This window comes from Paenibacillus anaericanus (genome assembly GCF_003994475.1).
GTDB lineage: Bacteria > Bacillota > Bacilli > Paenibacillales > Paenibacillaceae > Fontibacillus > Fontibacillus anaericanus.
Genome location: NZ_RZNY01000007.1, coordinates 90,355 through 104,392 on the forward strand (window position 1 = coordinate 90,355; position 14,038 = coordinate 104,392).

Below are 14,038 nucleotides of genomic sequence, written 5' to 3' on the forward strand. Positions count from 1 at the left end.
TCTTTAATGCTCTTTATTTTGCTAACAATGCATCCACTTGTTTTGCTGCATCATCTAATAGGGCTTTTGGTGTTTCATCTGTTTTAATGGCTGCTTCAAATGCTTTTGTGATGACGTTATTGATTACAGTCCATTCTGGTGATGGTACACGAGATACAGCCGTCTTCAATTGTTCCATGTAAAGACTCAACATTTCATCGTTCTTAACAAATTCTTTTTCTCCCGTTTTTGTATTAACAGGCATCATGCGTAGTTCTTCACCAAATATGGTCTGCGCTTCATCAGAAGCTAAAAATTTAGCAAATGTGAATGCTGCTTCTTTATGTTTACTAGAGTTGAAGATAACCGTATTTTCTCCACCGTTGGTTTCGATACTGCCCGCTGATCCTGCAGGAAATAATGCAAATTCCATGTTATCTTTTACATCTTGATTGGCAGATGCGAACCATGGGCCATCATCAATCATCATGTAGTTATCACCTTTGAAGCCTTCCCAAGAACCCAAGCCACCTTCAAATGACTTACCAATCAATCCTTCTTTATTCCAAGCTACTAATTGTTCAAGCGCTTTCACACTTGAGTCACTATTTAAATGACCTGTTGCTTTCGTGTAATCTTCATTTGTATACGTTCCACCAAGGGAGAAGAAGTATGGCATCGTTCCCCAAACCTCGATATTTTGTGGAGCAAAGCCAAATGTTTCATCATTCGTGATTTTTTTAGCAGCTTCAACTAATTCATCAAATGTTTTTGGTGCTTCCGTCAACCCAGCTTTATCTAAAAGTTTTTTATTATAAATTGCAATTTTGGTGTTGGTGTCGAGTGGTAAACCATAGTATTTTCCATTATAGAAGTTAGAAGACATGGGACCTTCGAACATCTCACTCTTGATCTCATCAAATCCTTCATATCCATCCAGTGGCTCTAGAGCACCAAGCTTGGCATATCTAGGAACATCTACAATATCCATACGAGCTAAGTCAGGCGCACTACTTCCCGAAACAGCTTGTACTAATTGCTGATTGAACTCATCACCAGCTGGCATACGCGTTGCATCAATCTTGATGTTGGGATGCTCTTCATTAAATTTCGCAATGACTTTCTTTTCAAATACTTCTGTTTCTACATCACTAAAGGTATGCCACATCGTTAAAGTGAATTTTTCGTCACTAGGAACATTATTATTGTCTGAAACGGATGGACTATTATCACTGCCACAAGCTGTAACCATACTCATTAACAATGCCGTTGAAGCAAATAGTGCTAATATTTTTCTATTCTTCATAAAATATTTCCTCCAATTTATCTTTTGTTTATGCAGTTTAGTCTTAAACTCAGTGATTGAAAGCATTAATTAGATTACGTAAACCTATTACAGTAAATTTTGTCTAATGCCTTTATGGTCAATCATTTTTTCTCCTTTCAGATATGTTATTTTGGGTAGATTCAGATTAAGTAAACGTTTACGTAATTTATAAAAAAATATCTTTTTAAGATATTTTTTTTACGGACTGACGAACAACCAATTCATGTGGAATAACTTCTGACTCAATATTAGTTTTATTTTGAATCGAACCTATCAATTTCAAACAGCCTTCTTTCCCCATTTTATAAAAGGGTTGTGCTACGGTTGTAAGGGGAGGGATCGACATATAAGAAACAGTAGAATTATCATATCCTACTAATGAAATATCATTAGGTACGCTAATACCATTCTCAAAACAAATTGAAATGATACCTAAAGCAGCTTCATCACTTGCACAGAATACTGCTGTAATAGGAGCTTTATCCTCAATAAATTGCTGCATTGCTGATTTACCTGACTCAAAACTAAAATCCCCAGCCTTAATTAGATTCAAGTCTACTTTTATCCCATGATCTGTTAAAGCTTGAATGTATCCATTAATTCTTGGTGTTCCTGCTATAGGATCCACAGGATTAGCTCCTGCCATACCAATGACTCGATGGTTATTCTCAATGAGATAATTTACGGCTGTATAAGCAGCACTAAAATCATCAACTTTGATGTAAGGTGTATCCTCACGATTTGTTTTTGTAGAGAGCAAGATAAAGGGAATGTCGAGAGACGTCAATGATTCTATCTCTGCTTCGTGTAATTCGACAGAAACAATAATGATTCCATCTACCCTGCGTTCCCCCATTAAATTCAAACTCTCATTAATTCGGCAACCATTAATACCTGCATGGGTTAATATAACGCTGTATCCGTACTCATAAGAAGCATCTTCTATACCATTTACAATGTCACCATAAAAATTCGTAGCAACATCAGGCATAATCACACCGATTATGTTTGTTGATTTTTGCACCAGACTCCTGGCACTTTCATTTTTTCTATATCCTAATGCTTTTGCCACAGCCATAACTTTTTTCTCGGTTTCTTCATTGTATCCGCCAAGATTATTAATTACTCGAGAAACTGTTGCGGTTGATACACCAGCAACCCTTCCAATATCCTTAATAGTAGCAGCCATATATCCACCCCTCATAAGTAAACGTTTACTTATTTTAAAAGGCAATAGAAATAATCTATAATTCACCTTTGGTTAAACGTTTACGTAACATAGATTACCACCCTTCTTTTTTTTTGTCAATATGTTTAAAGCGCTTTTTTTCACCAGTCCATGCGATGGACATTAGAGGTTTGTATAGATAACGGGTTCTTTTAACTCATCGTTCCGAAAAACTCTCATAATCAAAAAAAACGCCTCCAAGGAGTTCTAAAGAACCCATGAAATGCGTCTTATATAGGTTTGCTCAACGTGATTATCTATTATCCATTTACTAATTTATTGCGAACTTTATTCGAAACATATTCCACAATTAAAATCAGTACAATAAGACCAATTAGGATAGATCCTACCTCCGGCCAGCGATACGCATTCATCGCAAAAATAAGTGGGGCACCTATCCCTCCTGCTCCAACTATTCCGAGAATAGCAGCATCACGCAGATTCATATCAAATCGATAAATAACGATGGACGTAAACAAAGCAGATAATTGTGGTAAGATACCATAACGAATTTTCTCCATTGTGGTACAACCAATGGATTCCATGGATTCAAGCACCGATGTATCTAACTCTTCAATAACATCAACATATAGCTTAGATAACATGCCGACACTTATTAAAGACATCGTGAGTACACCTGTAAATGGTCCTTGCCCTGTCACACGAATGAACATTAATCCATACACAATTGCTGGAATTGTCCGAATAATAATTAATAAGAAGCGAACAACAAAGGCTACTGGTTTCGGCACAATATTGGACGCCGATAGAAAAGCAAGCGGAATAGCTATCACTGCCCCAACAATCGTTCCTAAAAAGGCGATTGCCATAGTTTCAAGCAATAAATATAAGACACCGCCTGTAGTCAAGTTAAACAGCAGTCCCGTATCTGGTTGAACTAGTCCCATTAGAATATTCTTCGCGATGGAAAATCCATTTTCTGTTATATTATCCAATTGCACTGCTGATGTTGACCACAAAAAAATAATGAGGACTATCACAGTGATTATAAACTTAGGCAGACGACGGTTAGTGGCTTTTTGTAATTGTTGGTCTATAGTATTCATCATTTCTTCACCTACATCAGTTTCTTTCGGAAATATTCACTGAGCGTCTCAATCACGAAAACTGTACAAACAAGCATCAACAAAATCATGCCTACATTCGCATAGTTTCTCCATCCAAGACTCTCATTTAACAATAAGCCAATTCCACCTGCACCAACGTATCCTAATATAGAAGCATACCGAACATTACCTTCGAAACAGAACAATGATGTCGATAAATAGTTAGGTAACACTTGTGGAAATATGGCATATCGGAACGACTGAATCGTCGTTAAACCCATCGCATTCATGGCCTCATAAGCACCCATATTCGCATTTTCGATCTGCTCGTAGAGCAATTTACCTATATAAGCAATCGTAAACAAGAAGATCGCAACGGTTCCTGCCATTGTTCCTAACCCAAAAATAAAGGTAGCGATCAGTGCTACAACTAAAGTCGGTAAGGTTCGCAGTATACTCAGTATAAATTTCGTAACAGCAGGAATCCAACGACTGCGATTAATATTGCTTGCTGCTAACATCGCTATTGGCAATGCAACAATGGCACCAAGCACAGAACCGAATAAAGACATTTTTATGGTTGCAACTAATGGTTCCCAAAGTTTTGGCATATACTCCCATGTTGGGGGCACCATATCTTTTAAAATGAAAAAGAACTGATTAATTCGTTTAGCCAATCTTTGCAGGTCAAAATCTGTGATTTGTACGGAAATATAGATCAGCACAATAAAAGCTAATATTGTGATCGGTGTCATCGATCGTTTTTGGATCACAACTTTACCATTGGGAAGCTCTATTGTTTTAGGTGGAAACAGCTTCGTTAGCATGGCTAGTGCTGCCTCCTTTATCTACTTGACCATTGTAAATAAGCTGTAGCACTTGATCGTTCACATCTTGAGAAGGACCATCATATACAATTTCACCGGCCCGTATTCCGATGACACGTGTGGCATAAGCCAATGCTAATTCGACATGATGAATATTAATAATTACGGTCATATTCATCTCTTGGTTAATTCGTCTGAAATCTTCCATTACTTGATTGGCAGTAACCGGATCTAAGGAAGCTACCGGTTCATCTGCTAGAATAATCCCCGGGTTCTGTGCTAGTGTTCTTGCCAAAGCAACACGTTGCTGTTGTCCTCCAGATAATTGATCTACACGTACGTAAGCCTTATCTAGAATGCCGACTTGATCTAGCGACATCAGTGCTCTTTTCTTCTCATCAACTGTAAATATCCCTAACGTCTTACGCCAAAACGGCATTTCAGGTACGAACGCTACGAGTACATTATTAATAACGGAAATTCTTGTCACTAAGTTAAAGGATTGAAAGATCATTCCGATCTTTCGACGCAACTGACGGATACCTTTTCCTTTGAGCTTACTAATCTCTACACCCTCAACCGTCAATGTACCTTCCGAAATATCATGCATTCGATTAATGCAACGTAATAATGTTGACTTACCAGCGCCTGACAAACCTATAATGGCAACATATTCACCCTGCTTAATTTTCAAATTGATATCTTTCAATGCTACTAATCCGTATATAAGATAAATGTAAAGAATTTTTCAACTTAATGTTAAGATATTGTTAAACCATTTATTTCAAACAATTCATTTGATAAATTGACATCCTACACTCTATTGACCTTATAATAAAATACTATTAAAAAATTAAGAGGTGTAACTTGTGTCTACAGAACAAATTCAAATACTCGTAACAAGTGATGTCCATGGATATCTCATGCCTACAACTTACCGTGGTATAACCGAACCCGTTGGTCTTGCTAAAGCCGCGAGCCTCATTGAAAACTTACGACAACAACGTCCGACCATATTGATTGATAATGGAGACCTTATTCAAGGAAGTCCTTTAACGTATTACCATCAAAGATTTCACCCTGAACAGTCCAACCCCATCATCAATGCTGCGAATGCGCTTCGCTATGATTTAGCCATATTTGGCAATCACGAATTTAATTACGGTTTACCTGTATTAGAGAACACGATTCAAGCTTCACAATTTCCCTGGCTATCAGCCAATATATATACCAAAGACGGATCAACCTGGATGCAGCCTTATGTTATTCAAGAAGTTGCAGGTATTCGAATCGGCATCATTGGCATCACTACTCAACTTGTCCCTTTATGGGAGGACCCTAGTCATATTGAGGGCTTGATATTTGAGGATTCCTTTGAAAGTGCTAAAAAGTGGTTGGGTATTATGAAAGAACAGGAGAACGTTGATATTACTGTAATATGCTATCATGGGGGCTTTGCTCATGATCTAACATCAGGTAGCTTACTTGAGCCAGATACAGGGGAAAATGTAGGCTATCGCATGTGTAAAGAGCTAGATTTCGATATTATGATTACAGGGCACCAACACCGTGAAATATGCACCCAAGCATTCGGGAAATCGATCGTACAGCCAGGAACCAAAGCTGTCTGCATAGCTGGAATTACCATCGATGTGGAGATGATCAACGGTACAATATCATCTATTCAGCATGAGCCTAACTTATATTATGTGGATGATCAGACACCGCTTGATGAGCGAGTAGTACGTGAAGCTCAGGAAATGCATGATTTAACGGAACAATGGTTAGATGAACCGATTGGCCACATTCATGGAAATCTGCGATATAACAATGCTTTTGATGTAAGACTACACAAACATCCCTATATTGAATTTTTACAACATGTACAAATGCATGTGACGAATGCGCCCATTTCCTGCACATCTCTATTTCATGATCAACCAGGCGGATTTAATGAACAAGTAACGATGCGTGATATTGTCACGAATTATATTTATCCCAACACGTTGAAAGTACTGCAGGTGACGGGGCAGCATATTCATGATGCTCTTGAACAGTGTGCATCCTATTTCACCATTCAAGATGGTCAATTAACAATTGATCCCTCTTTCCTTCACCCAAAAGCACAGCCATATAACTATGATATGTGGGAAGGAATTGAGTATGTGATAGATGTGCGACAGCCCGTTGGTCATCGTATCTTGAGCATCAACTATCAAGGGAAACCATTAGATATGCATGGCAGTTACGAAGTGGCTATGAATAATTATCGAGCAACCGGCGCTGGAAATTTTCCGTACTTCGCAGACTGTCCCGTCGTAAAAGATATTCAGACCGATATGACAGAAATTATTGCTGATTATTTCGCTGAATTCCCTGTAATACAAGCTACTTGCGTACCGAACTGGAAAGTTATATGGGAATAATTCACACGTTCCTTTATTAACACCCATACTGGGCGCACGACAAAAAGAGCATCTCATTCGATGAATGAGATGCTCTTCATTTACTTTACAGCTCTTCTCCTCGCGTCTCAATAATATGCTTATACCAATGATACGACAGCTTCTTCTTACGGTTTAAGTTATTATTATGATCCACGTAAATAAATCCGTACTGCTTTTTATACCCATTTAACCAACTTAATAGATCAATCACTGACCATGCGTAATACCCTTTTAAATGAATACCTTCTTCAATTGCACGCTTAATCACTTGTAAGTGTTGCTCTATATATTTAATACGAGGAACATCCACTACTTCGCCATCAATAATCGGATCCTCATCACCAAGACCATTTTCTGTTACGTACATTTTAACATCACCATAGCGCTCTTTTAACATATGCAGTCCGTCTAGAAATCCTTGAGGTGAGATTTCCCATCCCCATCTTGTATATGTTTTATCTTCCATTTTTACGGTCCGATAAAAACCATCAAAGGACGGGAGGCCTGGAGTTAGAGTAGATGTTTCTCTTGAATGTTCCATAGATGAAACAGCTTCGTGATTTTTTGCTACTCGAATCGGCTGGTAATAATTAAGTCCTATAAAATCATTCTTTCCGGCATTCCTTTTTAACGTTGCTAGTTCTTCTTCTGTCCAACTTGGCGTCCAGCCTTTCTCCTGAAGTTGCCGAGCCACATACGTCGGATATTCTCCTTTTAAAATAGGGTCATAATACCAGAAGGTTTCATATTCATTGGCATGTCTGGCGGCTAATACATTCTCTTTGTTATCATCTACGCTGTAAGCCGGTAAGAACACATGTGTAATACCAATTTCACCGTAATGATTCAATGCCTTATAAACTTCTACGGCTTTGGCATGTGCATAAAATACGTAATGTGTCGCTTGAAAATACTTCTTCTCATCGTTTTGGATACCAGGAGGATGTGCCCCTTTTAAATAACCTAGTCCGCAAAACATAACCGTTTCATTAAAAGTAATCCAATGTTTGACGCGGTCACCAAATGACCGAAAACAAATTTCCGCATACTGGACGAAGGCTTCAGCTGTTCGCTTATTCGTCCATCCCCCATCTTCCTCAAGTGTCAGAGGCAAATCCCAGTGATACAGCGTAACAAATGGAACAATCCCATATTTTAAACATTCATTAATTACATCATTATAAAATTCCAAGCCTTTTTCATTGACTTCTCCGTCTCCTGTTGGCAAAATACGTGCCCATGAAATCGAGAATCGGTACGACTCAAGTCCCATCTCGGCCATTAATTTAATATCTTCTTTATATCGATGATAATGATCTATCGCTACATCTCCGTTTGTGCCCTCATACGTTTTCCCAGGAATCTTTGAAAAGACATCCCAATTCGTTAACCCTTTACCGTCTTCATTCCATGCTCCTTCTATTTGATAAGAAGCCGATGCTGCTCCAAATAAAAAATCATGTGGAAACTTCATTTATAAATCCTCCATTTTTATGCCAATTCATATAATTCATTACTATGTATTTAGCTTATAGGTACAAATCACAACGAGAATGTACACTTATTATCGACATTTAACAAATGGACTATACCAATTCATCCCAGCAGTTCAGTAAACTATCAGACACTCTTAAATTAGGAATGAGTTCAATGGGGAAGTTTATGTTGATGTAAATAACCAGAACGAGTTGTCAAAATTTTGGACAGAAAAAGCAGGGTTCTCCTCTGAGACAGATACCGGTAATTAGTTTCAAAGACGTCGCCTGAAGTCAATCTGGGAACCCCTTCATTATTGTATTTTTCGGATGACCTTAATCAAATATATAAAGATTTTTCAGATAAAAAAATAACCCTCGGAGAAATTTCAATGTGCCTGATGGAAGAGTATTTAACTTTGCTGATGTTGCTATAATAGAAAAAAAGTAATCAATAAAAATATATTATAGCAGGGTTTCCTTTAATAGAAGCCTTTTTCACTAAGAAACAAGATTGAGCATAAATCGATTTTGACTAAGAATACTGTCAGTTCTCAATATTCAGTTACAACTAAAGGAGGCTTCTCATGAAGTTTAATTACGTATGATGAGTTGGTGGTCAATTGTGGTCAGCGATGTGTCTAGATATATTAAAACGCCCTTCTCCATCAGCTCTCCTCACTTCCATAAGCCAGCCATAAGTTTCTCATCCAGGACTACTCATATACTGGAGAGTTAGGTATTTCTAAATCAATACTGTAAAGCGAAGTATTTATGTTTATATCTATGTCGCCGCAAATAAAACTAAACAAGCTGACTCCGGTTGAGACCGAAGCCAGCTTGTCGGGTAGGATTTTTTATCAAATTCCAAAAGTAATATTGTAGCCCTGGGGACCAGTATCATATCTATTGTAACTATCACCGCCAAGTGTAAATCCAAAAAACTTAAGATCTACACCCATGGATTCTGTAGTTGTTGTCTTAAACACAACAGTACCCGTTGTTGTCATTTTGTTACAAGGAAATTTGTTTGTTGATCCAGTTGGAACGGTAGTAGCGTGAGGAGATTCTAGATCGAAGTTTCCGCTTCCAGCAATAGGAGACCAGTAGGTATCCTCTACAGAGTTAATTTGGGCAAAGGAACCTTCCTGCCAGCATGTATAAACAGTGTAAAGTCTTGCACCTGCAAAATGCTTATCGTTATAACCTTTATCATAAAATGTTTGATAAGTAGTTCTCGAAGTATACGTCCCAGAAATTTTAGGGGTCACTCCTCCAGCAAGTTTATTTGGAGTGGCTTTGTACTCAACGATTTCCCCATAATCTGTAACAATCTTTCCTGTTAATTTTTCTATAACTATTACTTTAACACCATTATCAATCTCTTCTCTCACAAAATTGTATAATTTCGGACTATAAGGTGTTTCAATTGTAAAACCTTCTAATTTCAGTTTATATACCACTTTTCCATTCTTCTCAGTTGCTCCTATTGGATTGTCAATACTCTTTGCAGATGCCCCCATTACTGAACATAGAAGTAACAATACAGCAAGACTTAGTGAAAAAAATAACTTACTATTCCTCATTTATACAATTCCTCCTTTTTTTGTATAATTAAATACAAAATATAACATCTAATAGATTTATTGTAAATACAAAAATAATATGTTACTCTTAACCCAGTCAAATATTTTATGAAGGGAATGGATAAATTGGATGATTCCGAGATTGATTACAAACAGCAATTAATCAATGTAGCTAATCAAGTTAGTAATGTCAGTTCAACGGTTAGTAGTGGTTCATATCAAATATCGAGTAATATTAATAAAGTAGACAATAGTCTAGGTACCACTAATCTTCTTTTATTTATTTTAATTATAGTTATAGCTTTCAATACTTTAGTTAAATGGAAGATCGCTACAAAAAAAGAACAGGGAAAATAGTATTTTATTGCTTCTTAAATTCACTTATAATTATGCTTACTGTATACAACATTGACCTTATGGTGATTCTCAAAATGAATTTTACACTTAATCATTTTGCAGAATTATCTTATTCAAGCAAATATCGGTACGGTTACCTTGACTATAACCCGTAGGATAGACACTCAAAGTGTCCTACGGGTCATTTTTCTTTTAATCAAGATATTGAATAGCTAGAGATGGGGTATGATCATAAACGGGGGGAATACTAATGAGTAGATTGTATCGGAGAATGCAATCACGTAAGCACCAGCATTTAAGATTGCAGCAGCTACCCGTACAAGGAAGGTCAAACTCCACGGGAGACATTCCTTCGATCCGCTTTGACTTGACTATCATAAATAGCATCTATATAAATTAATAAAATTACGAATAAGGGTAGTGGCACGCTCTTAAGAAGCTGAATATTCACTTCGAGGATACTCTCAAAAACTATGTTCACAGAAAATGTGGCGTTTTTGTGACTTGCTATATAAAAAAGGACCCCAAGGGGTCTCCCAGGCTGTCGAGACTTTCTCGACAGCCTTCTTTATGACCTAATTATTTAAGACGACACCGCGTTAACGTTGTATAATATAGGTAACTATTATAGAACGGATGGTATTCTACATGCTACGTTCCAACCGAGAAAAACAACAAGTCTACGAGTTTGTTTCCATAGAAGATTTGGTCCCGCAAGATCATTTGCTGCGCAAAGTAGATAAACATATCGACTTTTCCTTTATCGATGAACAAGTTCGGCCCTTGTATTGTGCGGATAATGGACGACTGAGATTGACCCTGTTGTTTTATTTAAGATGATATTTCTCGAATACTTTTATGGCATTGGTAGCGTCAAGAAGTTTGTGTAAGCTTGGTAGAGGTATCTCTTCGGATTGTTAAGTGGTGATGTTCTTTGGGGTGGGGAGAAGCCCCACCCCAAAGAACACCCAACCTTAGTTACGCTTGCATAAGTGAAGCTGGATAACGTGTCTCAAACATCTCGTTCAATTTCTTCCTAACCTCCAGATCTCCAAACCCACGAATGACTCGTTCCGCAAAACGTTCGTTGTAGTACATGACGTCGAGGTAGGTCAAATTATGTTGTATGTAAATAACCAGGATGAGTCAGCAATTTTTAATGCGAGGATAGCTAAATTCTATGTACTCAGCATGAATGGATCAGATCATCCTTTTAATCGTATACAACAACCCCAGTGCCTATGTAGCATTGGGGTTGTTGTTACTGAATCAGTATTCGTTTTGCAAAGCTTTCTATCAAGTGCTTTTTTTATTCTTATTTATTACCTTTTTCTACATAATCCATATCATTTACTCAACTGTGTACTTGCCATCATCATATATTATCTTTGATATATTCGCATTAGCAAGTCCAGCTTCCAGTTCATCTAGAGATTCTGGTTCTATTGAATAGAATAATAATGCCATGAGTGATTCCATGAGATACTACCGAAACATCTTCAGCATTTTCTGCCGTTTGCTTGTATCAATTCTTTTATTGGTATCAAGCAAAATATCAACATCAAAAATTTCCATAAACTCATTTATACTCATATTATTTGCTTCTGCAAGATCAGCTTAAAAATGTGAAGCATAGAACCAGTAAGACAACCACGGACATCACAGCAATAACTTCAATTCATGAGTGTAGACCTGGATTCATATATCCAGTTGCATCCCATCAAATGCAACTATAATACCTTTCGGTTCAAAAATTTGCATCAAATCTTCATGTAGCAGATGGGCATTATGAGAGAAATGAGTTACCACGATTTTCCCTTCCACTTTCATAACATTATTCTGGGCCAACCAATCCCGTGTTTTTAGTGTATCCTTGACATTCATATGACCGTCGCATTGTTCGGCATTCCCCGTTGTACATTCCAGAATGGCAAGATCCAGCTTCTTCCCTTTCAACCAGTCCCAAGTCTGTTCAGGAAACCAACCACTGTCGTGACCATAAAATATAGTTTTGCCGTCCTTCTCTATTATGTACAATAAACAAGTTTCTTTAGGATCATGCTTGGCAAGCAATGGGGTAATCGTAGCTGTTTGTGCTTGTACGGTTTCAAACGGTTTCAAGTTGTGGAATTGGAAGCGATGCGATTCCGTGGCGAGCAATTGACTGCAGTGCTTAATAGGCAAGTCATGACCATACAGATGGAGCTCTTCCTCTTCAATAAATTGGGCATAACCAAACGCACGAATCAGTAAATCTTCAGGGTACAAATGATCGGAATGTGAATGTGTAAATAATAAATCACGAACCTTATCCATATCAACAGAATCACGGATGGAATGATGTAAGGTATCCGCCGGAAAGTCGATCTTTAGCACCTCATCAATCAAGACCGAAGTCCGTGTACGAATATTTTTCCCGCCAAGTACTTTGGCTTGCTTACAAGTCTCGCAATGGCAGAATAAAGAAGGAATTCCTTCAAATGCAGCTGTTCCATGAAAGTGAATTTTCATAAAAATTACCCCCTTGTAATAGAGTACAACAGGACGTTAGTCCTGCTGTTCTCCCTGAGTCATACTTTAAACTGGCTCACCTAATATTTGCATCATCCAAATACTGCAACCATTGCTTCTTATATTCGTCTTGAATCTTATCTAAACCTGCTTTGTTTTGCCTTTTCCATAAATATTCTCAGGCCACCCTCAACATCATCTACAAGACTAACATTCAGTGGATATAGATATTGTTTTCAAATTGTTCGACTGCCACTCTCTCTGCTTAAAATGGCAAGTACAGCATCGAAGCTCTTATCAAATATCAGTTCTCAAGAAATACAAAAACGAAGTACAAAACAAGAATACCTCATTAAAAAAGTACATCAAATTATTGAACAAGACTATTGCAATTCCAACCTGTGCTAAAATTCAATAGCAGACGAGTTCTCGATGTCTCCAATTCATTTGAGCCGGTTAATTAAACATTAACCACAAATGCACTATCTGATATAATTAGCGAAATGCGGATGAATAAAGCCACAGAGCTGCTAACTTTAAATCAAATATGCCGGGGGTATGAATAATGAAACGGTGGTTACCTGCAGCAATTCTGGTGATGGGGCTTGTTTATATTTTTGGGAGCTCTGCACTAATTTATAAATTAATTCCGATGTGGCTAATTCTGATTTATGCTTATTTACAGAAACCAAATGTAAAAGATCGATATTCTTTAATTACACTTATCGGTTTATTCTTCTGTATGCTTGGTGACGGTCTTCTTCAATGGTTTATGATTGGACTGTCTGCATTTCTAATTGGTCATCTATTCTATACCGCGGCATTCATCACAAGATGGCGATTCTCTTGGTTAAGATTCCTGACGATCATTCCAATTCTTATATTTAGTGGGTTTATGGGATACCAGCTATATCATGCTCTAATAGATTCAGGTGACGGAGGATTAGTCATTCCCGTATTTATTTATCTCGTTGCTATTGCTTCGATGGGTTGGTTCTCTATTATGACAAGTAATAAATGGGCCATATTGGGTAGTTTATTGTTCATCACTTCAGACTCCATTTTATCCTGGAATATGTTTGTTTCAGATGTCGCCTATTCAGGTCCAATCATTATGTCAACCTATTACACCGCTCAATTCCTTATTAGTAAAAGCATAGGGCATGATAAGGTCAATTCCTATCATCAAAAGGACGTAGTAGCTTAATAACAGACGAAGAACCAAAGGCAAAGT

Annotated in this window: 11 protein-coding genes and 3 pseudogenes; 5 read left to right on the forward strand and 9 right to left on the reverse strand. The window is 37.5% G+C overall.

What is annotated here, in order from left to right; all coding sequences use genetic code 11:
* Positions 1-13: 13 nt before the first annotated feature.
* From EJP82_RS10545 to phnC, 5 genes are all read right to left on the reverse strand, one after another.
* Positions 14-1,285 (reverse strand): extracellular solute-binding protein, encoded by a 1,272-nt coding sequence (locus tag EJP82_RS10545; protein ID WP_170220170.1) that lies wholly within the window; start codon positions 1,283-1,285, stop codon positions 14-16.
* 205 nt (positions 1,286-1,490) lie between these two features.
* Positions 1,491-2,495: a LacI family DNA-binding transcriptional regulator gene (locus EJP82_RS10550; protein ID WP_127192016.1), complete on the reverse strand. Its 1,005-nt coding sequence runs from the start codon at positions 2,493-2,495 to the stop codon at positions 1,491-1,493.
* A 299-nt stretch (positions 2,496-2,794) separates the two neighbouring features.
* Positions 2,795-3,601, reverse strand: coding sequence for a phosphonate ABC transporter, permease protein PhnE (phnE, locus tag EJP82_RS10555; RefSeq protein ID WP_127192144.1), 807 nt, complete (start codon positions 3,599-3,601; stop codon positions 2,795-2,797).
* Positions 3,602-3,612: 11 nt separating this feature from the next.
* On the reverse strand, positions 3,613-4,428 hold the full coding sequence (phnE, locus tag EJP82_RS10560; protein ID WP_127192017.1) for a phosphonate ABC transporter, permease protein PhnE: 816 nt from the start codon (positions 4,426-4,428) through the stop codon (positions 3,613-3,615).
* On the reverse strand, positions 4,403-5,137 hold the full coding sequence (phnC, locus tag EJP82_RS10565; protein ID WP_246054040.1) for a phosphonate ABC transporter ATP-binding protein: 735 nt from the start codon (positions 5,135-5,137) through the stop codon (positions 4,403-4,405). Before phnC ends, phnE (EJP82_RS10560) begins: the two co-directional genes overlap by 26 nt.
* Positions 5,138-5,297: 160 nt before the next feature.
* Between phnC and EJP82_RS10570 the strand changes: the two genes are divergently transcribed.
* A complete protein-coding gene (locus EJP82_RS10570) occupies positions 5,298-6,854 on the forward strand; it encodes a bifunctional metallophosphatase/5'-nucleotidase (RefSeq protein WP_246054041.1) in 1,557 nt (518 codons plus the stop codon).
* 85 nt (positions 6,855-6,939) lie between these two features.
* Here the strand turns inward: EJP82_RS10570 and EJP82_RS10575 are convergent, their stop codons facing one another.
* A complete protein-coding gene (locus tag EJP82_RS10575) occupies positions 6,940-8,349 on the reverse strand; it encodes a glycoside hydrolase family 1 protein (RefSeq protein ID WP_127192019.1) in 1,410 nt (469 codons plus the stop codon).
* A gap of 160 nt (positions 8,350-8,509) precedes the next feature.
* Between EJP82_RS10575 and EJP82_RS28360 the strand changes: the two are divergent.
* Positions 8,510-8,801, forward strand: a pseudogene (locus EJP82_RS28360) (VOC family protein).
* Between the two features lie 409 nt (positions 8,802-9,210).
* Here EJP82_RS28360 and EJP82_RS10585 read toward each other — a convergent pair.
* Positions 9,211-9,936 (reverse strand): thioredoxin domain-containing protein, encoded by a 726-nt coding sequence (locus EJP82_RS10585; RefSeq protein WP_127192020.1) that lies wholly within the window; start codon positions 9,934-9,936, stop codon positions 9,211-9,213.
* Between the two features lie 607 nt (positions 9,937-10,543).
* Here EJP82_RS10585 and EJP82_RS27950 point away from each other — a divergent pair.
* Positions 10,544-10,693, forward strand: coding sequence for a hypothetical protein (locus tag EJP82_RS27950; protein ID WP_170220171.1), 150 nt, complete (start codon positions 10,544-10,546; stop codon positions 10,691-10,693).
* Positions 10,694-10,941: 248 nt separating this feature from the next.
* Positions 10,942-11,174, forward strand: a pseudogene (locus EJP82_RS10590) (transposase); the annotation flags it as partial.
* A 97-nt stretch (positions 11,175-11,271) separates the two neighbouring features.
* On the opposite strand, the pseudogene EJP82_RS28825 reads toward EJP82_RS10590, so the two are convergent.
* Together EJP82_RS28825 and EJP82_RS10595 are read right to left on the reverse strand one after the other, a co-directional pair.
* A pseudogene (locus tag EJP82_RS28825) lies at positions 11,272-11,409 on the reverse strand (IS256 family transposase); the annotation flags it as partial.
* A 582-nt stretch (positions 11,410-11,991) separates the two neighbouring features.
* The gene (locus EJP82_RS10595) at positions 11,992-12,804 is read right to left on the reverse strand and encodes an MBL fold metallo-hydrolase (RefSeq protein WP_127192022.1); all 813 of its coding nucleotides are present in this window, start codon (positions 12,802-12,804) and stop codon (positions 11,992-11,994) included.
* A 565-nt stretch (positions 12,805-13,369) separates the two neighbouring features.
* Here EJP82_RS10595 and EJP82_RS10605 point away from each other — a divergent pair.
* Positions 13,370-14,011 carry a lysoplasmalogenase gene (locus EJP82_RS10605; RefSeq protein WP_127192023.1) on the forward strand — a complete coding sequence of 214 codons (642 nt, stop codon included), beginning with the start codon at positions 13,370-13,372 and terminating at the stop codon, positions 14,009-14,011.
* Positions 14,012-14,038 lie beyond the last annotated feature (27 nt).